Annotated in this window: 18 protein-coding genes and 3 pseudogenes; 10 read left to right on the top strand and 11 right to left on the bottom strand. The window is 69.8% G+C overall.

The annotated features are described in order from the left end of the window. Positions 1-76 precede the first annotated feature (76 nt). Positions 77-1,714: a (2,3-dihydroxybenzoyl)adenylate synthase gene (locus FM076_RS32425; RefSeq protein ID WP_173874378.1), complete on the top strand. Its 1,638-nt coding sequence runs from the start codon at positions 77-79 to the stop codon at positions 1,712-1,714. Positions 1,715-1,965: 251 nt separating this feature from the next. Here FM076_RS32425 and FM076_RS34495 read toward each other — a convergent pair whose 3' ends face one another. After that, positions 1,966-2,283, bottom strand: coding sequence for a hypothetical protein (locus tag FM076_RS34495; RefSeq protein ID WP_243274705.1), 318 nt, complete (start codon positions 2,281-2,283; stop codon positions 1,966-1,968). A 408-nt stretch (positions 2,284-2,691) separates the two neighbouring features. Then, positions 2,692-2,913, bottom strand: coding sequence for a ferredoxin (locus FM076_RS32415; RefSeq protein WP_173874377.1), 222 nt, complete (start codon positions 2,911-2,913; stop codon positions 2,692-2,694). 212 nt (positions 2,914-3,125) lie between these two features. On the opposite strand from FM076_RS32415, the pseudogene FM076_RS32410 reads away from it, so the two are divergent. Then, positions 3,126-3,527, top strand: a pseudogene (locus FM076_RS32410) (Tn3 family transposase); the annotation flags it as partial. A gap of 37 nt (positions 3,528-3,564) precedes the next feature. Here FM076_RS32410 and FM076_RS32405 read toward each other — a convergent pair. Further along, positions 3,565-4,290: a dienelactone hydrolase family protein gene (locus FM076_RS32405; protein ID WP_173874375.1), complete on the bottom strand. Its 726-nt coding sequence runs from the start codon at positions 4,288-4,290 to the stop codon at positions 3,565-3,567. Between the two features lie 294 nt (positions 4,291-4,584). Between FM076_RS32405 and FM076_RS34490 the strand changes: the two genes are divergently transcribed. Beyond that, the gene (locus tag FM076_RS34490; protein ID WP_243274703.1) at positions 4,585-4,959 is read left to right on the top strand and encodes a hypothetical protein; all 375 of its coding nucleotides are present in this window, start codon (positions 4,585-4,587) and stop codon (positions 4,957-4,959) included. 297 nt (positions 4,960-5,256) lie between these two features. On the opposite strand, the gene FM076_RS32395 is transcribed toward FM076_RS34490, so the two are convergent. Then, positions 5,257-6,909 (bottom strand): endonuclease/exonuclease/phosphatase family protein, encoded by a 1,653-nt coding sequence (locus FM076_RS32395; protein ID WP_173874374.1) that lies wholly within the window; start codon positions 6,907-6,909, stop codon positions 5,257-5,259. Positions 6,910-8,177: 1,268 nt separating this feature from the next. Between FM076_RS32395 and FM076_RS35475 the strand changes: the two genes are divergently transcribed. Next, complete coding sequence (locus FM076_RS35475) at positions 8,178-8,432, top strand: hypothetical protein (RefSeq protein ID WP_430625937.1); 255 nt, start codon at positions 8,178-8,180, stop codon at positions 8,430-8,432. 91 nt (positions 8,433-8,523) lie between these two features. Here the strand turns inward: FM076_RS35475 and FM076_RS32385 are convergent. Continuing rightward, a pseudogene (locus tag FM076_RS32385) lies at positions 8,524-9,117 on the bottom strand (TetR/AcrR family transcriptional regulator). 75 nt (positions 9,118-9,192) lie between these two features. On the opposite strand from FM076_RS32385, the gene FM076_RS32380 reads away from it, so the two are divergent. Next, complete coding sequence (locus tag FM076_RS32380; RefSeq protein ID WP_173875156.1) at positions 9,193-9,684, top strand: nucleotidyltransferase domain-containing protein; 492 nt, start codon at positions 9,193-9,195, stop codon at positions 9,682-9,684. A gap of 162 nt (positions 9,685-9,846) precedes the next feature. Here the strand turns inward: FM076_RS32380 and FM076_RS32375 are convergent, their stop codons facing one another. Then, positions 9,847-10,353, bottom strand: a complete 507-nt coding sequence (locus tag FM076_RS32375) for a hypothetical protein (protein WP_173874373.1) — start codon at positions 10,351-10,353, stop codon at positions 9,847-9,849. Positions 10,354-11,079: 726 nt separating this feature from the next. Beyond that, a complete protein-coding gene (locus FM076_RS32370) occupies positions 11,080-12,000 on the bottom strand; it encodes an NADP-dependent oxidoreductase (RefSeq protein ID WP_173874372.1) in 921 nt (306 codons plus the stop codon). An 83-nt stretch (positions 12,001-12,083) separates the two neighbouring features. Here FM076_RS32370 and FM076_RS32365 point away from each other — a divergent pair, with 83 nt between their 5' ends. Next, entirely contained in the window at positions 12,084-12,653 is a 570-nt protein-coding gene (locus tag FM076_RS32365) for a TetR/AcrR family transcriptional regulator (protein ID WP_173874371.1), read from the top strand. 257 nt (positions 12,654-12,910) lie between these two features. On the opposite strand, the gene FM076_RS32360 is transcribed toward FM076_RS32365, so the two are convergent. Together FM076_RS32360 and FM076_RS32355 are read right to left on the bottom strand one after the other, a co-directional pair. Continuing rightward, positions 12,911-13,450: a YczE/YyaS/YitT family protein gene (locus FM076_RS32360; protein ID WP_173874370.1), complete on the bottom strand. Its 540-nt coding sequence runs from the start codon at positions 13,448-13,450 to the stop codon at positions 12,911-12,913. A gap of 71 nt (positions 13,451-13,521) precedes the next feature. Beyond that, entirely contained in the window at positions 13,522-14,103 is a 582-nt protein-coding gene (locus FM076_RS32355; RefSeq protein WP_173874369.1) for a TetR/AcrR family transcriptional regulator, read from the bottom strand. 772 nt (positions 14,104-14,875) lie between these two features. On the opposite strand from FM076_RS32355, the pseudogene FM076_RS32350 reads away from it, so the two are divergent. Both FM076_RS32350 and FM076_RS32345 read left to right on the top strand, forming a co-directional pair. Next, positions 14,876-15,178: pseudogene (locus FM076_RS32350) on the top strand (transposase); the annotation flags it as partial. Positions 15,179-15,235: 57 nt separating this feature from the next. Next, positions 15,236-15,796 carry a hypothetical protein gene (locus FM076_RS32345; RefSeq protein WP_173874367.1) on the top strand — a complete coding sequence of 187 codons (561 nt, stop codon included), beginning with the start codon at positions 15,236-15,238 and terminating at the stop codon, positions 15,794-15,796. 287 nt (positions 15,797-16,083) lie between these two features. On the opposite strand, the gene FM076_RS32340 is transcribed toward FM076_RS32345, so the two are convergent. Beyond that, positions 16,084-16,389, bottom strand: a complete 306-nt coding sequence (locus tag FM076_RS32340) for a hypothetical protein (protein WP_173874366.1) — start codon at positions 16,387-16,389, stop codon at positions 16,084-16,086. 553 nt (positions 16,390-16,942) lie between these two features. On the opposite strand from FM076_RS32340, the gene FM076_RS34485 reads away from it, so the two are divergent. Further along, on the top strand, positions 16,943-17,215 hold the full coding sequence (locus FM076_RS34485) for a TetR family transcriptional regulator (RefSeq protein ID WP_173874365.1): 273 nt from the start codon (positions 16,943-16,945) through the stop codon (positions 17,213-17,215). A 49-nt stretch (positions 17,216-17,264) separates the two neighbouring features. Continuing rightward, positions 17,265-17,609 (top strand): hypothetical protein, encoded by a 345-nt coding sequence (locus FM076_RS35210; protein WP_345945377.1) that lies wholly within the window; start codon positions 17,265-17,267, stop codon positions 17,607-17,609. Positions 17,610-17,656: 47 nt separating this feature from the next. On the opposite strand, the gene FM076_RS32330 is transcribed toward FM076_RS35210, so the two are convergent. Continuing rightward, complete coding sequence (locus FM076_RS32330) at positions 17,657-19,918, bottom strand: protein kinase domain-containing protein (RefSeq protein ID WP_173874364.1); 2,262 nt, start codon at positions 19,916-19,918, stop codon at positions 17,657-17,659. Positions 19,919-20,135 lie beyond the last annotated feature (217 nt).

Genomic DNA, 20,135 nt, shown 5'->3' with positions numbered 1-20,135 from the left:
TTTCGTTCACATCGTAATCACACAACGGGCCTCGGCGCCACACCCCCCGAGACCCGGCGACGAGAGGCAGAGCCCCATGCCCGAGACTCAACAGACCTGGCCCGAGGCCGAGTCGGCGCGCTACCGAGCCGCAGGACACTGGCAGGGGGTGACCTTCGGAGCCCGGTTGCGCCACTGGGCAGCCGGCCTTGGGGAGAGCGTCGCGCTGGTCGACGGGGACCGGCGCTGGACCTACGCGGAGCTGGACGCCGAGGCGGACCGGATCGCCAACGGACTGCGCGGGCTGGGCATCGGACGAGGTGACCGCGTGGTGGTCCAGCTCCCCAACCGCGCCGAGTTCGTCCTGGTCTGGTTCGGGCTGCGGCGGGCCGGTGCGGTACCGGTGCACGCCATGCCGGGCCACCGGAGCCGGGAGATCGGCCACCTGGTGCGCGTGGCGGGTGCCGTGGCCTGTGTGGTGCCCGACCGGCACGCCAGATTCGACCACCGGGAACTGATGCGCGGGGTACGAGCGGAGCAGGGGCCCAACGGCTCGCTGCGGCACGTCGTGGTGGTCGGCGACCCGGGACCCGACGAGGGCTTCGTCTCCTTCGACATGCTCCGCACGGACCCGCCGGCCACCTCCAGACCCGGCCTCGACGACGGTGGGGCCGCCCCCTCCGACGTCGCCCTCCTGCTCCCGTCCGGCGGCACCACAGGGCTGCCCAAGCTCATCCCGCGCACGGACGACGACTACGCCTACAACGCCCGCGCCTGCGCCGACATCTGTGCGCTCGACGCGCGGACCGTGTACCTGGCGGTACTGCCTCTCGGGTTCAATTTCGCATTCGCCTGCCCCGGTGTGCTAGGCACGCTCATGGCCGGGGGAACCGTCGTCGTCGCACCGGACCCCAGCCCGCAGACGGCGTTCACCCTCGTCGAACGGGAGGGCGTGACCCTGACCTCCCTCACCCCGCCGCTGGTCCCCCACTGGATGGACGAGGCCGCGTCCGGATCCTGGGACCTCGGCAGTCTCGCGGTGGTGCAGGTCGGCGGGGCGCGGCTGCCGGAGGAGCACGCCCGCAAGCTGGGACCGGCACTCGGGGCGAAAGTGCAGCAGGTCTTCGGCATGGCGGAGGGCCTGATCAACCTGACGCGCCTCGACGACCCCGAGGACCTGGTCCGCACCACCCAGGGCCGGCCCGCCTCTCCGGACGACGAGGTTCTCGTGGTGGACACCGACGGAAGACCCGTGCCGGACGGCATCGCGGGCGAACTCCTCACCCGGGGGCCGTACACGCTGCGCGGCTACTACCGCGCCGAGGAGTACAACCGCACGGCGTTCACACCGGACGGCTACTACCGGACCGGCGACGTGGTACGGCGTCTGCCGACCGGGCATCTCGTGGTGGTAGGGCGGATCAAGGACCAGATCAACCGGGGCGGCGAGAAGATCGCCGCCGTGGAGGTGGAGGAGGAGCTGCTGACGCACCCGGCGATCACGGCGGCGGCGCTGGTCGGTGTGCCGGACGAGCGGTGGGGTGAGCGGTCCGTCGCCTTCGTCGTCTGCGAGAGCGCGGCTCCCGGCGCACGGGAGGTCGCCGCCCATCTGAGGGAGCGCGGGCTGGCCGGGCACAAGGCGCCCGACGAGATCGTCCAAGTCCCTGGTCTTCCGCTCACCGCCGTCGGAAAGGTGGACAAGGCGGCGCTGGCAGAGCGGTTGCTCCCGTCGTAAGGCGTGCCGGGAGCAGGAGCGCCCAGTGAGCGGGGCGCTCTTGCTCCCGGCCGTGGCAGGCCCCTCACCCGCCGCTGCTCCGGTACGGCGAGGACGGCACCGCCGGCATGAGCGAACAGTTCCCTGGCGAGGGGGCACACCCAGTTCCCTGGTGAGGGGGCGCTCCGGGGCCGCCAGAACCCGGTCGACGCGGCCGTCCTCGGCCACCCGCCCCGCACCGAGGGGACGTCGCATGGTGGGCAGAACGACCTTCAGGTAGCCGTCGGCTTCGGGCGGGCGAGGTCGAAGTTGGCGGCGACGAGCCGGTACACGGAGAGTCTGCTCTTGGCCGCGAGAGCGGTGAGTGAGTGCAGGATGTCGACGGAGCTCAGCTCGGAGCCGTCGGCGAAGCGGACGCCGGGCCGCATGTGCGGCGTATACGTCGACAGGTCATCGGAGATGTCGATGCCCTTGAGCACGCCGTAGCGCACCCCGTCGGGCCCGCTGGGTTCCAGGGTGTCCAGAGCACCGTGCCGGGCGCGGGCGCGCACGAGATCCAGTGCGGAAGGGCCGTCGAAGAGGGGGAACATCTCGGATGCGCCGCCCCCGACGAAAGCGGCCCGGAGGGTGCCGCCCGAGCGGGGTGAGGAGCCCGGTCCCGACTTCGGGCCCGAGCCGGTCCCGCCGGTGGAGCACCCGCCAGCAGGCCGGGCCCCACCGCCAGAGCCGCGGTACCCGCCACACCGCGGCGGAGGAAGGCACGGCGATCGCTCTGTCCGGACCTGCTTCTCCTTGACGTACTGCCTTGGCGTACTGCCTTGACGTACTGCTGAGCTGGACCGAGCACCGGGAAGACGTCCACAGCACGCGAAACACCACCCTGCGGACGGGTGGGCATGGGCGGACGGACGCGTGCGCGAACGGGCTGTGCGCCCTCGACGTCATCGGTCCGGCCTCGTACGACCGCGCCGACTGTGTGCTACCAGTCCGGCCCTCTGCTACCGGAAGATGAGAGCCCCGGACGGGCAGGCCCGCACGGCGTCGTGCACGGCGTCCGACTGGGACGCGGCCGGGTGCTCTGCGAGGACGACCACCAGTCCGTCCCGCTCGTCCTGGTCGAAGACGGCCGGGGCGGCGAGCACGCATTGCCCGGCCCCGACGCACCGATCCCGTTCCGCGCCGACTCTCCCGGCTTCCGGCACCTGGTCCCCCATCGTCATGAGAGCCCCTCCTGTAGTCACGCCCACGGCCGCCGATGCGACACAGCCAGGCAATAAACGATAATGAGTTCCACATTCTATAACTCATCGGACCGCTCGGCTGGCGACCGAACACCATGGCCGCAGGCGAAGGTCTCCGTGGAGATGCAGAACGACAGACGAGTGGAAGCACCAACCAGGCCCCGCGCCTACGCCCTGCTGCGCGTGGTCGGCCCGAGGACGACACCTGCCGGCGGCAGCTGAACCGGCAGCTCACCGTGCAGGAGTCCCGCCACAAGCTCGCCCGCGACGTGTGCCACGGCAAGCGCGGCACCATCCGCCAGGAGTACCGCGACGGGACGGAGGACCAGCTCAGCGTGCTCGGCCTGGTTTTCAACGCCATCGTGCTCCGGACGACGAAATACGTCGACGCCGCAGTCGCCCAGCTTCACCCCGATGGCCACGGGATCCGAGACGAGGACATCACCCGGCTCTCCCCGCGCAAGCACCGCAACCTGAACCTGCTCCTGCTCCTGCCCGCTACTACAGCTACACCGCCTCCACCCGGCCGCCGGCGCCCTGTTGCCCTCCCGCGTGCCCCGGATGCCCCGGAGCTGGACGAGGACGACGACGACAACGGCGGGCAGGGGTGGGTGACAGGAGGCGTTCGGATCACTCCGTGGCGGGCAGGCACTCGGCGAGCAGGTCGATGATGTCGCGCCAGGCTCGCTGTGCGTGCCGTGGGTGGTAGCCGACGCCGGGACGCACGGTGTGGTCGACCGGTGGGTGGTGGAAGGCGTGAAGGGCTCCTCCGTAGACCACGAGGCGCCAGTCGACGCCCGCGTCCTGCATCTCCGCGGTGAACGCCTCCCGTTGCGCGGGCGCCATGATCGGGTCTTCCGACCCGACCCCGGCCCATACCGGACAGCGGATGCGCGCCGCCTCGCCCGGTCGGCCCTTGATCAGCCCGTTGACTGTGGCGATCGCGCGCAGGTCGACGCCGTCGCGCCCGAGTTCCAGTGCGATGGCACCCCCGGTGCCGTACCCGACGGCGGCGACCCGGTCGGGGTCGGCGCGTGGTTCGGCACGCAGCACGTCGAGCGCGGCGTGACCGATTCCTCGCATGCGGTCGGGATCGGCGAGCAGCGGCATGCAACGGGCCAGCATTTCCTCCGGTTCTTCCAGATAGCGTCCGCCGTGGAGGTCGAAGGCCAGTGCCACGTAGCCCAGCTCGGCCAGAGCCTCGGCCCGCCGGCGCTCGACATCGCTGAGCCCTATCCCCTCGGGTCCGACCAGGACCGCCGGCCGGCGCTGGGCGCCGGGCGGGAGCGCGAGGTATCCGGTCATCGTCAGGTTGTCGGCCGGGTATGCGACCGTACGGGTAGTGATCGTCGTCATAAGACTGGACGGTAACGCCCGTTGCGCCTGCTCGGGGCGGTGTTCACCGAAGGCAGACGGCAGCCTGCCCCGACCACCTCACGACCAGAGCCTGTCCCGGCCACCTCACGACCAGCAGTCGACCGCCCGGCACAATCTCGTCCTCGACGAAGCCGGGATCGAGGAGCCGGCCGTCTTCGAGGAGGACGGTGAGGCCGCCAGTCTTCGCCCCCTCCAGCTCCCGTAGTTCGCGCGTGCTCCTCGATCACGCGCGGCCGGGCGACACCGTGCGCATCTCCGGAGAAGGTCCGCCTGGTGCGCGGCAACCAGCACATCCTCGACGTGCTCGACGTCCCGCACCGCGACCGCCTCGCGCTGCGCATCCACGACAGCGCGTCCTCCGCGATGGACCTCACCGCACGCCACCCGCGCTCTGGAGAGCTGCCGTCCACCGTGAAGTGCACGGTGCAGCCCCTCGCCGCCGCAGGCGAACTCCAACGCGGCCTCCAGCGCGAGCGCGAGCCGACCTACGACGAACTGCACGCCGCCGAGGCCAAGGGCAGCAAGGGCGGAAGCCGCCCCGCTGTGGCAGCCGCGAAGGACGAACGCACTGCGTCCCCGGAAGACCGCTCCCTCACCACCTCGCCCGCGACCACGGCGTCAGCCGCGGCGCCGTCCGCACCGCCGTGACAATCTCAGCGCCCGGCACTGGTCTCGGCAGCCATCGGTGCCTTCATGCCCGGATGCGCGCACGCGTGCGCGTCGATGCCGGTGGCCGGCAGGTTGTCCCGGCAGGTCGTCGCAGACGGTGGCGAATCTGGTCGGACAGCCGCAGGACGATCTCGCGCCTCTGCTGTCGGCTGGCAGAGGGCGACAAGTGACCGCGGTTCCCAGACAGGAAGGGGGGCCACCCGGACGCGGGTGGCCCCCTCCCTGCCGTCCGGTGCTGAGGGCAGCAGCACCGGGGTCAGCGGCAGTCGCTCCGACTCACCTGAGCGGTTCGAACCGCCACTGGTAGAAGCTCGTTTCGGTCTTCAGGGGCGCGCCCAGTTTGTTGGGGCTGGGCTGCAGCGTGCCGCTGAGGTCCGGGGTGACGATCTGCCCCTTGTGGAACTTCCAGTGCGCCGTGGAGGGAGTGGCCATCTGCGGGTCGCAGGGCACCTCTGTGACGGCGTTGGACGGACCGGCGTACCGGGTGAGGCACCAACCGTCCTTGAAGGCGAGTAGATACTGGCCAGGCTCGGTGCTGAAGAGCACCTGGACTTCCTCGGTATCGCTGCCCGAGGGCTTCTTCACGGTCGGCGGTGCGGCGTTCCCCTCCGGGTCCTCGTCCGCGAGTACGGCGTTGTCCAGGTGATGGGGGAAGACACGGTAGGTCTTCCCGGGGACAGGGGTGTAGCACTGTTCCTCGGGATCCGCCGAGTCCGCTCGACGCTCCAGGTCCTTCTTGCCGGATTCCGCCGTGCCCGTGTCGCGGGCGTCGGAGTCGGTTGCGGCGGCTCCGGCATCGGGACTGCTAGGAGCTGTGTCCGCAGTCCGTGCGCCGCTGCCGCTGGGGGCGGCGTCCCCGACGCCCGTGGGAGAGGCGCCACCAGCCGGTGCGTCCCCGATACCCGTGGCAGGGGAGCCACCAGCCGGTGCGCTCGGAGCCGCGCCGGCACCTGCGCCCGGGCTTGGGACTGTCCCGCGGGGATCGGCGCCGGCCCCGCCTGCGCCGGGACTGTCAGGCTTCACCGAATCACGGTGGTCGCCCTTCTTCTCCTCTTCCGCGCGGCGCCCGAGTTGCGAACCGCCGCAGTACGGATTCGGAAGGTAGCGGACATACGCGGTGTGGTCGGAGTTGGTCCCACCGCGTACGGCGTTGACGGTGGAGTTGTTCGCGTTCTCCATGTACGCGAAGTCCAGCTCGCCACCGCCCTGGTGGGTGGGCTGGTTCGAGGCGACGATGTGATTTTGCAGGTTGGCCGGCATCCGGCCGGGGTTGCGGTTGAAGTCGGCCAGCACCACCCAATGCTGGCCGGGGTGGTAGCGCGCCATGAACTGCCGGGCCGTTTCGATGATGTCTTCGGCATCGTTGGGCGCGCTCGGGCCGTTCGACAGCGCGTGCGCGTTGAAATACCACGTCTCGCCGAACTGCACGCCCATCATCGGCCGGGAGTTGAACCTGCCACCCACCGGTAGCTGAACGGCGTCGCGCGCCGTCTCGCGAGATGCGATCGCCAGACCGTTGCGCTGCTGCCCGGGGTCGGCCCAGTAGATGTTCACAATGTCCGGGCGGCTGTTCGTCCCGATGTTGTACAGGTGCTCGGTGACGCCGGGTTGCGGAAAGACCCGGTCGCTCTGGCGGGACGACGGCGGCGGACCGTTGCCGGCCTCCTGGAGGGATGCCACCTCGACGCCGTCGTCGTTCAGCATCCGGCGGATCTGAGTGAGCCAGCGCGACTCCGGGACCGTCCCGTCGAGACCGTCCCGCTCGCCGTTCATGTTCCACTGCCCGGCCACCCGGTCCCGCTCCACCGCGTGAGCGGGCGGGCTGGTCCAGTCGACGGCCACCAATGCGGGGGCCACGAAGCCCGCCGCGGCGAGCACGGCGACCCAGCGGCGCTTCCCGAGGTGGCGTCGCGACGCATGCTCGCGCATTCCTCTTCGAGCCGTTAACGCAGCACGTGTTGAGTCGTTCAAGGTAAATCCCCCCCATGGGCTTCTGTGTTGACGAATCAGGTCATTGCAGGCGGCGCCGGGGTCCCCCACTGGAGATCCGCAACACCGTCGCAGGAACGAACGAGGCAGGTTCCCTGCGGAGCCAACGGGCCGCCGCCGGCCCCGAATCCGGGCAAGCCGCGGAGGCCGGCGGCCGCCAATTACTGACACCCCCAGCTTGCGCATGCTCACCCTCTTCTCGCGTACCGCTCCGGGTCGTGCATCTTCGACGCCCCGAACAGACGCGGCACCGGGCCGGTGCGGGGCCTTGCATGGAGTTGGACGCGAGGAGAAACGAGAAAGTTCGACCTGAACTCAAGATCTTTTGCGCTGGCCGGGGACGGATGTCCGTGTTGGTTCTTGTGCAGGTGGCGATTTCCGCTTCGGGGCCGCCTGCGGCCGGACCTCATCACCCACGGACGGTGGAAGAGACGGCAGTGCGCGCGGTGGCACAGAGCGCTGTCCTGTCGTGCACAGTCACAGTCCTCCGCGGTCCACGGCGGACCAAGGCCAACGGCCGGTGGCCCAGGCGCTGCTCCCAGGACGGCGGAACCCTTGTGACGCCGGTCGGCCGTTCCTCGCGAGGGGCCGCCACGTCGTACGGTTCACTGTACTGCGCTTCGGCCCGGTGTCCCGGCAAGCCGTGTGCGGATCTCGGTAGCCGCCCGCTCCGGACGGTTTCGGGACGCCTTGGCCTTGTTCAGTCAAGCGCGGAGAACCTTCTTCGGGAGTTCTGCGGACTCGGCGGGTGTGTGGTCAAGCCGATGTGACCGCCGGCAAAGTGCAGGAAGTCTGCGCCAAGGCGCTCGGCCAGCAACGCGGCCGTACGGTACGGGAGTTCGCCGTGTGAGTCGTCGCCCCCGGCGAGGTGATCCGGTCCGACAGCACTTCCAGTCGGTGCAGGTCAGGGGTGTAGGACATGAAGCTGGGCACGATGCTTCCGACGAAGTACGGCAGGTTGGCCATCGTCTGCTCGGCCCGTCCCGCTGCTCGCGGCGGAAGCTCGGGGTCGGCCGTCGGCTCGGTGCTCTCACACCGTCCTCCTTCAGCCCCGCGGCGAACACGGTCATCGCCGGCATGAGCCCCTGCGTGCGGAACATCTCTTGCACGCGCGCGATGAGCGTTCGGTGTACGGCGGCTTGTCCGGCGGAACCTCCACCACCGGCGGCCCGTGCGCCACGACCTGTTCCACCCGCTCGGGATGGGTGGTGAGCAATGGGAGGGCGGCGATCGCCCCGGAGCTGGCGCCGAACACCCGGGCGGACCCCTCCCGGCGACAGCCGTTCCAGCAGGCGGAGCGCATCGTCCGCGTGCTCGGACATCCGTTGCTCGGCCTCGGGGTCGTCGAGGGTGCTGCCGGACATGCCGCGCGGGTCATAGGTTGCGACGGTGTATTCAACCGCGAGAGCGTCGGCGACGCCGTCGAAGGCGGCCGCGCCGCCCGTTCCTCCTGGTATCAGTAACAGGGACGGGCCGTGGCCGCGCATTTCGTTGTGCAGGTTTCGTACTGCAGGATCGCGCCGTGCACGCGCAGGCTGCCAAGGGTGGGCTCGGTCATGACGAGTCTCCTTCTCGGGTAGAAGGCCAGTGCCCCAAGAGGGCGTGCAGGGCGTCGAGGGATCGGGCCCTGGACTGCTGCAACGAACGCTCGTGCGCGAAACCACCCGCCGCCTCCAGTGCGACGAACCCGTGAAATGTGCTGCGCAACAGCCTGACCGCGTCGGTCAGGCCGGGCTCGGCCAGTCCGTAACCGCGCAACATGCCATAGGCCAGCTCGACCGCGCGGCGCGGTCCGGGTGCTTGCGCGGCCAGTTCCGGGTCGATCCCGATCGGAGCCTGTGTCGCCGCGTAGCGGCCCGGATGCTGAGGGGTGTACTCCCGCCATGCGTGGGCGAACGCGACCAGTGCGTCCTTGCCCGACCGTCCGACGGTCGCTTCCGCGAGGCGGACGGTCTTCTCGTCCGCCGCCAGGAGCGCGATCCGGCCGCCCAGGTCGTCCAAGTTGCGGACATGTGTCTAGAGGCTCGCGTCCTTGACGCCGAGCCGGCGCGCCACCTGCGACATGGTCACCTGCTCCAGCCCGACCTCGTCCGCCAGTTCAGCACCCACAGCTGTCACTCGCTCCGCCGTCAGCCCGGCCCGTGCCATGTGCCTTCATCAGGCTCTGCGGCGACCGCCATTCGTTCGCTGTCCAAGGTGGTCGCGACTAAGCTGCGTCGCGTGATGGCGGCTGAGGACGTGCTGTACGTCCTGACTCTGTTGCGACGGGCGCAGGCAGATGTCTGGATCGGTGGAGGGTGGGGGATCGACGCCCTGATCGGCGAACAGACCCGGGACCATCGCGACCTGGACCTGATGCACCGCCAAGAGCAGGAAGCTGCCGTGGTGGCAGCTCTCCGTAAGGCGGGATTCGTGGAGAGCCTGAACTGGAGGCCCGCCCGATTCGTCGTCACGACTCCGGACGGCCGAGAGATCGATCTTCATCCGCTCGTCTTCGGAGCCGACGGCGCGGCGGAGCAGGCATCATTCGAATCGGAGCATCCCTTCCGCTACCCCTCCTCATGCTTCGTGACGGGCACTGTCAAAGGGACGACTGTCCCCTGCCTGTCCGCCGAGCAGCAGGTCCGCCTCCATCAGGGATACGAGCCCACAGAGCGCGACCGGCATGACATGGCTCAGCTCCGCCGAGTCTTCGGGATCGCCACCCACTTCTGAGGAACGAAAGCGAACCACCGCACCACCCCGGCTCGCAGGAGGCTCCTGCTGGTACCGCTGGGTGCCGCATGAGGGACAGCGGAATGGCCGGCATACCGAACGCCGGTACCGCCAGGCACAGAGCCTTGCGCGAGGACCGGGGACGTGGCTCACGGGCAGGGCTCAGCCCCGGCGCGGTCGTACGATCTCTGTTTCGAAGAAGGCGCGCCGGCTCTCCGGGCATGCCGAACGCAGCAGCTCGATCGCACGGTCAGCCTGCGGCCGCGAGTGCTGCGAAGGGAATAGGGCACGCTTCAGCACGACGTTGAGCACAAGGGTCACCCCGTAGTCGTCCATGCGCCACACGGCCTCGGCGGCTTCCTCGGCCACCGCCGAGTCGATCAGCAAGTCGGCCACGAAGGCCATGTGCACAACGACGCTTTCGAGGTGGCGGGAGCGCAGGGCCTGGACAACAACGTCCCGTTCCGGGTGGTGCAGTAACGCCGTGATCCACCCACGGCGCAGGAACTCCTCGTTCCCGCCCGCGAAGTCGTTGAACCCCTCGTCGTCCGGCCACAAAGACGCCACGGGACTTTGATCCAGGAAAGCGTCGACATCGAGTGTCGCGGGAACCCGGATGGGGTGGTGTTCTTCCCAGAACTCGCCGGTCCAGTCACCAGTGAGAAGCACGGTGCCGTCCCCACTCGGCTCCGGATCCGGCTGCATCCGCGCTGCGAGGGCATGGGACTCTCGTTTCCGTCGTCGGAACAACACGTCGCACCTCCGGTGACCGCCACATCCATCGCGTCGATGATTCCACCTCCGGCCGCCCGACAGTAGACCCCTTCGAGGGATTCAGCGTGCTGGACGGTATGACCGGACGGAGCGGATCGTCGCGCGGGCGGCAGGCGAGCGTGCCTGGGCCTGGGCTGTCCTCGCGGAGGCGCGAGCGGTGGCGCCTGGGGCAACCGCTGTTGGCCGCAGCGTCCGCGGTGGCCAAGGGCGCGGACCGCGCCGATGCCCGAGGATCTGGCGGCCGATGCCCAAGGACCCGGCATGGGCCGGCGCCGCAGCTTCCCGGAGCGCTGACGATCATGCGGGCGACGGCTGGTTCGGCCCCCGCAGGTGACCTCGCACGGGATATCCCGTGCCTCGCAAGGGATGTCCCCGCACCAGGTGCTCAGCGCCCCGGACAACGCTGGCGCCCCGGACAACGGTGTGGCAACGGCGCGGCTGGGACGCCCCGCGAGGGCCGCTTTTGATGCCGCGTCCGCACTGGCGGGCACGGTCACAGCGGGACGCACAGCGGCCCGCGGACCAGGTCGCGGAGGGCAGCAAACCTACAGGCCGGTCATGACGCGGTACTCGACCCGATGCGCGCCCCGACCCCGGTCGCTGAGTCCGCCTTGCGCGGGTTCACAGGGCGATCACGATTTTTCCGTGCACATGCCTCGCGGCCTGGGTTGTCACGGCTTCGCGGATCTGCTCGACCGGGAAGGTCGCGGCGATCGGCACCGTGATCTCGCCGGTATGGATCGCGTTGGCGATCCGTTCCATGGTACCGGGCGCCGCATCGAGGGCACCCGTCTTGCACACACCCGGCGGTGGGGTGGGGCCGTCGGCTACGACGGAGATCCGCTCGGGCGCCACGCCGAGCTTGAGCGCGGTCTCGGCCGCCTCCCTTCCGAACAGGTCGGTTGCTGCGGTGATCCCCTCAGGGGCGAGGGCCCGCACCCGGTCCGCCAGACCGGGACCGTACGTCACGGGTTCGGCACCGAGTCCGCGAAGGAATCCGAACGTGCTCTCGGAGGCGGTGCCGAGTACCCGGGCGCCCGCGAGCTTCGCCAGCTGCACGGCGAAGATGCCCACGCCACCCGCCGCCCCACCGATCAGGACGGTGTCCCCGGTGCGGAGCCCGATCGCGGCGAGCGCGGCGGAGGCCGTCAGACCGGACACCGGGAGCGTGCCCGCCACCTCGTCGCTGATGCCCTCCGGGGTGGGCCACAGCGTTGCCGCAGGTGTCTTGACCAGCACGAAATCGGCGACGGACCGGCCAATCGCAGCCCCGTACACCCGGTCGCCGGCCGCGAATCCCGTGGCTTCGGCGCCCACCTCGTCCACCACTCCGGCGAAGTCGCTGCCGAACCCGGCCGGCAAGGTGATGCCGAACCGCGCTGCCATGTCGGGCTGTGTGGTGATCTGCCAGTCCATCGGATTCAGTCCGGCGGCCGTGACCCGGACGCGAACCTCGTCCGGTGCGGCATGCGGCTCGGGTATCTCCCGCAGTTCCAGTACTTCCGGACCGCCGAATCGCTGGTAACGCACAGCTTTACTCATCGGTGACCTCTCCTGGCCAGTGATGGGACTTGGTCTCATCGACCCTACACCAGTGATGGGACCAAGTCCCGTACACTGTTCCCATGGCTCGCTGGCAACCCGACGCACCAGGACGACTCGCCGCCGCCGCCCTCGACCTCTTCGAGGAGAACGGCTACGAGAACACGACCGTGATCGAGATCGCGGAGCGCGCGGGGCTCACCAAGAGCACGTTCTTCCGGCACTTCCCGGACAAGCGCGAGGTGCTCTTCGACAAGGGCACGGTGACCGGTCTGCTCGTCGACGGGATCGCCTCGGCGCCGCCGACCGCCGGGCCACTCGACGCGGTGGCCGACGCCCTCGACGCGCTCGGCAGGACGTTCTTCGCCGAGGACCGACGCGAGTTCAGCGGCCGGCGCCAGGCCGTGCTGAACGCCAATACGGAACTGCGTGAACGCGAAGCGCTGAAAAGGATCGACCTCACCGCCTCGATGATCGAGGCCCTCAACCGCCGCGGAGTCCCGGGCCTGACCGCTCGCGTGGCCGCGACACTGGGCACACTCGCCTGGGAGATCGCCTTCGATCAGTGGATCGGCAGCGACAACAGCGAGGGCTTCGGCCCGCTGGCACGGCGAGCGCTCGACGCGGTGCGCGCGGCCGGAGCCGAGTGCTGAGACGCGTATCGCATCGTTGTCACCCTGGTTGCCCTGATTACCCTGGTTGCCCTGTGGGTTCGCCCCGCTCCGAGGGCTGATCCGGTGGACCGATGTGCGTGACACGAGTACAACTGACCGACGACGAACGGGACTTCATCGGGTCGCACCCGACGCCCCTGCCCACCCAGCACTCGGTGCCGGCCTCGGCAAGATGTCGGTGAGGCTGTTCGCGGCCCGTGCGGACGGCGTAGGCGCACCGAGGAGCGAGCGACGCCTCAGCGGGACGTGCTCGGTTCGGGCTGGGCCAGCGTGAGCCTGGGCAGGACGTAGCCGACCAGGGGGCCGATCGTGGCCATGAAGAGAACGGTGCCGGGGCCGATCGTGCCGCCGAGCAGCCAGCCTCCCGCCAGCACCGAGACCTCCACGAGTGTCCGGCCGACAGCGAGCGGGAGGCCGATGCGTGCCAGGCCGGTCATCAGCCCGTCCCGGGGGCCCGGGCCCCAACCGACACCCACGTAGAGGCCCGTTGCCAATGCGATCCCCAGCACGCCCGCGAGCAGATACAGCACACGCACCGGCAACTCGTGCGGAGTGGGAAGCGCCCACAGCGCCAGGTCAAGGAGCGGTCCGACGAGCAGAGCGTTGGCGACGGTGCCGACCCCGGGCCGTTGTCGCAGCGGTATCCACAGGATGAACACGACCACCGAGATCACGAGCAGGACGGCGCCCGGGCTCCACCCCGTCTTCCGGGCGATGCCCTGCGTGAACACGGTCCACGGGTCCGCGCCCAGTCCTGCCTTGAGCAGCAGAGCCATGCAGACTCCGTACAGCGCGAGGCCCACGGAAAGGCGTATGCAACGGGTGATGAGAAGCCGGGGAGAGTGCGTCACAGCGTGGGCTCCGAAGCCTCGATCAGAGCGGCCGCCGCGCGAGTCGCGTCGGCCACCGCCCGCGGGGCCGCGTCCGGGCCGTGCACCACGACGCGTCCCGCGACACCGTCGATGAGCAGGAGCAGTTGAGAAGCGAGGGCCTTCGGGAACCCGCATCCGGCCTCGTCGCACAGGCGGCTCAAGAAGGTGAGCAACCAGGTCTTCTCCTCCTGGACCGGGGTGCGGATTGTCATGTCGGACTGCGGGGCCTCGACTGCGGCGTTGAGGAACGCGCACCCGCGTTGTCCCCGTTCCGCGTACCAGGCCCCGAGCCAGCCGAACACCGCCAGTGGACGCCGACGGGGGTCGTCCTCACGCGCCACCCACGCCTCGAGTTCCGCTCTGCGGGCGGCGTGCCGGTGGCGCAGCCCGGCGGCGACGACGGCCGACTTGGTCGGGAAGTGGGCGTAAAGCGTCGGCTTCGACACGCCCGCCGCCTCCACGACGGCATCCACGCTGGTGGCGGAGATGCCGTGCTCGTAGAAGACGGCGTCGGCCGCTTCGATCAACAGATTCTTGGCGCGTCCTCGGCTGCTCATATACTTAACTTACTAGTTAGGAAAGGAATGCGCCAGTCGTCGGCACCCGTGAGCCTCCTCCCAGGACCGGAGACCGTGCGCGGGTTCGACCCTCTCGTGACAGACCGTCGCTGCGCCATTGCGGAACGCGGCCGGCTGCCTCGCGGAACTTCTGAGCGCAAGGGGGAAGGCATCTCCGTGTGCTGGCAGAGTCGAGTCCCCTGGATGCCGCCGCACCGGGCGCCGTTGTCCTTCCCGCGTGCGTACAGCAGCGCGTGCATACAGCAGCGCGTGCATACAGGAATACGGCAATGCCGAGCCTCCGCCCCGACGAACTCGGGTAATGGGTCGCATGCGAGCCCGTCCACCACCTGATGGTCGACGGGGCTGGCCGCGCCGAGTATGAGGAATGTGCCCGGGTTCGCGACGGAACTCCTGCGGCCGGCCTGGGCGACCGCCGGGCACGGCGTTTGGTCACGCGCCGACGGCTCCGCTCTTCCTCCGCAGGGAAGGGCGGGGCCGTCGGTCAGCAGGTCGCGCGCCTGTCCAGGGATGGTGATCTTACCGACGGCCGCAGCGGGCATGCCGGTCTTGTGGCGGGTGGTCACCGCGTGCGGGGCTTGCCAAAAGGGGCTGGTGGGACGGGTCTCGGGACCGGGCGATGCCGCGGGAGGAGCGATCAATAAGCCGATGTCTCAGTTGGCGGTAGCTCGTTGTTGTGGGCATGGGGATAGTCGAGCGGCTGGTGCCGGACGGGTTGTGGGAGCTGTTCCAGGACGTGGTACCGCCGACGCCGCAGCGCCCGCAGGGCGGGGGCCGGCGCCGCCGCCCGGACCGGCTCCACGCCGACAAGGGCTACGACTTCGACCACCTGCGTCACTGGCTGCGACGCAGACAGATCGTGCCGCGCATCGCCCGCCGGGGTGTGGATGCCTCCAACAGGCTCGGTCGGCACCGCTGGGTGATCGAGCGCACCCTGTCCTGGCTGGGCGGCTGCCGCCGCCTGCACTGCCGTTATGAGCGCAAGGATGAGCACTTTCTGGCCTTCGTCGGCCTCGCCAGCGCCCTCATCTGCTACCGGCGCTCCGTCCGCTGAGGAGAACGTCCGGCAGCGGGTACAGTCCCGGCGAGCCGATCGGAGCCGGGGGGCAGCTTGAACAGCGCAATCAGCCAGATCGTAATCGCGGTTCTGGGCGTCGGCGGCACGCTCGCGGCCGCCGTGATCACACAGCGCGGTGCCGACCGCGCCAGGGCCCGCGAACTGGACCACACAAGACAGCTCCAGCAAGACGAACGCGAGTACGCCACGCGCCAGGCTCAGTTTGAGGCGCGGCGCACGTGCTACGCCGCTCTCAGCGCCGGCACTCGCGACTTGGCCAACGTGATGGCGAAGGTCCTCCACGCCCTGGAGAGGGGCGAGGTGACCGAAGAGCTGAGGTCCGATCTGGACCGGGCACGCCGCGACCACCGCTTGCGTCACGCCGAGGCCCAGATGGTACTGCCTGACACCGTGGCGGAGACAGCCAGCACGGCGAACCGCCATCTTGGCGAACTGTACGGTCTGTTGATGCGACTCGACAAAGGCACCGCCCGACAGGGCGAGAGCCTGGACACCGTGCGGGAGAGTTTCGACGAACTGTGGGAGGCCCTCTGGAGAATGCGCCGCATCATGCGTGTCGACCTCGGAATCACGGCACCCGACCAAGACCCTTAGAGCAGCGCACGAAGTCCAGTTCGCCAATCAAGACATCGTCCAAGCCGAGGGCGCAGTCAGTATGAGGTCGGCGCCCGTCCGCGGCGAGCAGCGGCACGAGCCGGGCCGTTTCACAAGGCGGGCTCGGTGGGCTCCGTGGACGTGTGGCCCACCATGACCCCGCCCGGGGCGGGCAGGGCCATGGCAGCTTCGGCGGCGATGCCGGAGAAAGCGGGAGTGCCGGGACGGTGCTGTCCCGCCGCCCGAACGGCCGGAGAGGTTCCAGGCCGGTCTACTCGGAAGAGTGCTCAGCAGCCCTTCACGGAGTAGCCGGCCTCAGGAGCCGTGCTACGGGACGACAGTGCGCCAGGGCACTGGCTGAGCGAGTCGATCCGGAACGTCCACGTACCGTCGGGGTTGGGCAGGCAGGAGAACTCGTTGACGCCCCACCACGAGTTGCCGTCATTTTCGCAGGCTTCCTTGCTGGGCTCCGTGTACGTGTCGCCCACCATGTATGCGTGCGGGTCGGGCAGGGCCTGGGCGGCTCCGGCGGCGATGCCGGAGAAGCCTATGAGACCGGCGCCGACAATGGCGGCGCGCTTGAATCCGCGCATGTGATGCTCCTTCTGCGTACGTGCGTCGCGTGCACGCCCGACGGCGTGCGGGTCCGCCTGCCGGGGCATGTGCGACCCTGCGCCACTACCCCGACCCCAGCCCTTTGGCACCCGATCCAGTTTCACGCCGGCTCGGGTCCCGCGCCGGTGGTGGCCCGGCGCGTTGGGGTATACGGCGGGAGGCGTCTCTGTTTCTGAGAGGCCCCGATACGACGGGTACCGATCTTCGGTACCGCAGAGTCCGATGGCCGGGCCGACGGGAAAGTTCACGGGCAGCCAGAGAAATTCCTCCGGCCCGGAACAGGCCGGCGGAGCAGGCGGCTGACCGAGGTCCTTCCGGCCCCCGTCCCGCCGGCGTCACGCGTGCCGGTGGCCGGATGGGTAGGCCGTATCCGGGGGCGGCCTGAGACCGTGAGAGGCACCCGAATCACCGCCAACGGTGGTGAACTGGGGCGCAGTCATTGATTGGTGTCGCCGCCGGCGAGCACGAAGTGCGGCGGGGCGCCTCAGAGCGTCGTAAGCCAGGCCGGTCTTACTCCTCAGTCCCCCTGGAGTGTCCGAGCGCGAGGCTGCCCTCGCCCGACACGGCACCGAAGCCTCGCTTGAGCAGATCGCCCGGTACGCTGCGGTCGGCTCGGCCACACCGCACCGGCACTTCCCCTCCCGACAGGCGCTGCTGGAGGCGGTCTTCAAAGACCAGGTGCAGACTCTCTGCGCCACGGCACGTGACCTGGCCACCGAGCCCGACCCGGGAGCCGCACTCATCACCTGGCTCCACGCCGTCGGCGTCCATGCCGTAGCCGACAAGGCCTGGGGGCATTGCTGATGCCCGGCGCCAGCGATGGTGATCCGGCCCTTGGGAGACCTGCCACACGATGATTGCGAGCGTTGGCAGCGAACTACTCGCCCGCGCACACCAGGCGCATGCCGTACGCCCCGGCGTCACCCTCGCTCAGCTGCTCACACTCGTCGGAGCCATCGCACTGGCCACCGAGAACGAGCCTGACGGCACGGCAGCTACCGTCGGCCCCCGGCAGCACAGCGGGCTCAGTGCAAACCGGCGGGCAGAGGAGGCGGGCGAGGCCAGGCGTCGATGCCGGATACACGTCCAGCTAGGGGGCGTTCAGGTCCCACCAGCGCATCGCCTCGATCCCGCGATCAGCATGCGGAAGCCCCCGGCTCCGGACGCCCAACGCCGTAGACCGGTAGGAGTGCGGTAGCAGCAGAAGAACTTGCACACCGTCTGCAACGGTCGTCTTACTGGTCCTCAGAGCTGGCTGGCGCGCAGCTTCCCGTCGCTGTAATAGAGCACGCCACTCTTCAGGACCGCTGGCGCAGTGCCCCACGCCGCCATACGGCCGTACCGTCGCGGTGCGCACTTCCACCGGCAGGCGCCGGTACGGGCGTCGAGGGTGTAAAGATTGCCGCCACGCCCCTGCAGGTGGAGCGCACCTCTCTCGACGCCCAGTGGTTGCAAGCTTCCCTCCACCCCACTCTCGTCCACGCCCACCGAACCGGGGACCCTCCGCCGCCAGACCTCGTCGCCGGTTTCAGCCGTGAAGGAGTGCACACGGTCGTGTCCGCTCCAGTGGACCAGGCCACCGGCGACAAGCGGTCGGGCAGGCGGCGCCCATGTGCCGTGCTTCTGCGGAAAAGAGGCGTTCCAGATCTTCTTGCCGGTGCCGGAGTCCCGGGCCTCCACCGCGAATTCGGGGTCGTCGCTGTCCCGGCCGTCACCTCCCAGGTGCACGAGTCCACCGTTCACTGCAAGCGTGTCCACCGAGGCCATGTCGGTCTTGGCCTCCCAGAGGGTTGAGCCGTCTTTGCCACGCAGGGCTGTCACTCGGTCGTCGAGGCTGTAGTAGAGCCTTCCCCCGGCGGCGACCAGGTTGCCGGCCGACCGCTCCTCGGTCCACAGTTCGCGGCCCGTACGGGCATCCCGCGCGTGCAGAACGGAATAATCGGCCGCTTCGTCACTCACGTCGATCGCGTCGTACACGCGCCCGTCGGAGACCGTGAGGGAAGAGACCGATGACTCGTACTCGGTTTCCCATCGCGTGCGGCCGTTGCGCGCGTCCAGGGCATACATGTGGTGGTTGTCACCGGCGAAGTAGACGACGTCGTTGACGACGAGGGGGCCCGCTGTGGCCTTGCTTCCGGTCTGCCGGAACTTCCACAGCTTCGTCCCGGTACTGGCCTTGACCGCGTACAGGGTGCCGTTGTCGTCCGTGGTGTAGATCCGTCCGTCCGCGTAGACGGGCGCTGCCTTGGCGTCCTTGTCCGGTTGGAACGACCAGATCGGGGAAAGTCTGGGCGCCCGAGGGCCGGGCGACGCGGACTTGGCCGAGTCGTCGGAGCCGTGGGTCTCGTCGGGGAACGGCAGAAACAGTACCGAGAGCAGGATCGCCAGGGCCGCGGCACCGGCCACCGCCACCGCGCCTCGGCGGGAGGCCGGGAACCAGGGACGCGACCGGTCGGGCCCCTCGGACTGGTCGAGCCGCTCGGACTGGCCGGGTCGCTCGGACCGGCCGGTTCGCTCGGACTGGCCGGTTCGCTCGGCCGGGTCGGCCAGGTCGGTCGGGTCGGGACGTGTGGGCTCGCCCGGCCGTCGGTCCTCGGGGGCCTCCGGTGTTGCCGCACCCTTCCGGCCGATCGCCTCCCTGACGGCCGGGGGCAGCCAGTCGACCTCGGTGAGCGGGCCACCGTCCGCGCTGTCGGCCATATGTCCGAGTTCGGCGATCAGTTGCGAAGCTGTGGGCCGCCGGGAGGGCTTCTTGTCCAGGCATCGCGCCACCACCCCGGCCAAGTCGCCCGGCAGCGCCGACAGATTCGGCTCCTCATGGGCCACCCGGTAGTTCACGGCATGCGCGGAACCCCGCCCGTAGGGGCCAGAGCCGGTCGCGGTCCAGGCCAGAACGGCGCCGAGTGCGAAGACATCACTGGCGGCGGTGGTGGGGTCGCCCACCAACTGTTCAGGGGAGATGAAGCCAGGGGTGCCGATGAGCATGCCGGTCTGGGTGAGCTGAGTGTCATCGGCCGCCAGCGAGATCCCGAAGTCGATCACCCGCGGGCCGTCCGCGGCCAGCAGCACATTCAACGGCTTCAGGTCCCGGTGGACCAGGCCGGCCTGGTGGATCCCCTCCAGGGCCTCCGCCAGGGCGGCCCCCAGCGTGCGCACAGCCCGCTCGGACCACGCCCCGTACTCCGCAACCGCCGTACTCAGCGGCAACCCGGGCACATACGCGGTGGCCAGCCAGGGGGGATCGCCCTCCGGGTCGGCGTCCACGACCGCCGCGGTGAAGAACCCGGTCACACGGCGCGCCGCCGCCACCTCACGCACGAAACGACGCCGGAGTCCGGGGTCGTGGCCCAGCTCCGCTCGCACCACCTTCACCGCGACCAACCGCCCGCTCGCGGACCGCCCCAGGTACACCTGGCCCATCCCGCCCCGTCCCAGCCGCCCGACGAGCCGGTACTGCCCCACCTGCTCCGGGTCCTCTGCCGACAGCGGCGTGTACGACGGTGCCACAGCGCCCTCTCCCCCTACCGTGCCCGGCCGGCTCCGCAGTACGCCGTCGCCAAGCTTCCTCCGCAGCGGCGGTCCGCACAGAGGACGGTGCGCGATGTCTCAACTGCCGTCGATCCTAACGTGGTTGTACAACCAGGGGCCACGGGCTGTGCCGCAGTGCGTGACAAGGTCCCCCGGTTCTGCTCGTACCGGCCCCAGCGGCGCGGCTGCAGGCGCT

The sequence above is a fragment of the Streptomyces albus subsp. chlorinus genome, assembly GCF_013302895.1.
GTDB lineage: Bacteria > Actinomycetota > Actinomycetes > Streptomycetales > Streptomycetaceae > Streptomyces > Streptomyces chlorinus.
This window is presented reverse-complemented; position numbering and strand designations above follow the sequence as displayed.

Coding starts and splice junctions, on each gene's coding strand:
- FM076_RS34495 (WP_243274705.1), bottom strand. CDS start 2,283: ATGTTCCCCCTCTTCGACGGCCCTTCCGCACTGGATCTCGTGCGCGCC.
- FM076_RS32425 (WP_173874378.1), top strand. CDS start 77: ATGCCCGAGACTCAACAGACCTGGCCCGAGGCCGAGTCGGCGCGCTAC.
- FM076_RS32340 (WP_173874366.1), bottom strand. CDS start 16,389: ATGCGCGGATTCAAGCGCGCCGCCATTGTCGGCGCCGGTCTCATAGGC.
- FM076_RS32395 (WP_173874374.1), bottom strand. CDS start 6,909: ATGCGCGAGCATGCGTCGCGACGCCACCTCGGGAAGCGCCGCTGGGTC.
- FM076_RS32415 (WP_173874377.1), bottom strand. CDS start 2,913: ATGACGATGGGGGACCAGGTGCCGGAAGCCGGGAGAGTCGGCGCGGAA.
- FM076_RS32365 (WP_173874371.1), top strand. CDS start 12,084: ATGGCTCGCTGGCAACCCGACGCACCAGGACGACTCGCCGCCGCCGCC.
- FM076_RS35210 (WP_345945377.1), top strand. CDS start 17,265: ATGATTGCGAGCGTTGGCAGCGAACTACTCGCCCGCGCACACCAGGCG.
- FM076_RS32370 (WP_173874372.1), bottom strand. CDS start 12,000: ATGAGTAAAGCTGTGCGTTACCAGCGATTCGGCGGTCCGGAAGTACTG.
- FM076_RS32405 (WP_173874375.1), bottom strand. CDS start 4,290: ATGACGACGATCACTACCCGTACGGTCGCATACCCGGCCGACAACCTG.
- FM076_RS32360 (WP_173874370.1), bottom strand. CDS start 13,450: ATGGCTCTGCTGCTCAAGGCAGGACTGGGCGCGGACCCGTGGACCGTG.
- FM076_RS32355 (WP_173874369.1), bottom strand. CDS start 14,103: ATGAGCAGCCGAGGACGCGCCAAGAATCTGTTGATCGAAGCGGCCGAC.
- FM076_RS32380 (WP_173875156.1), top strand. CDS start 9,193: ATGGCGGCTGAGGACGTGCTGTACGTCCTGACTCTGTTGCGACGGGCG.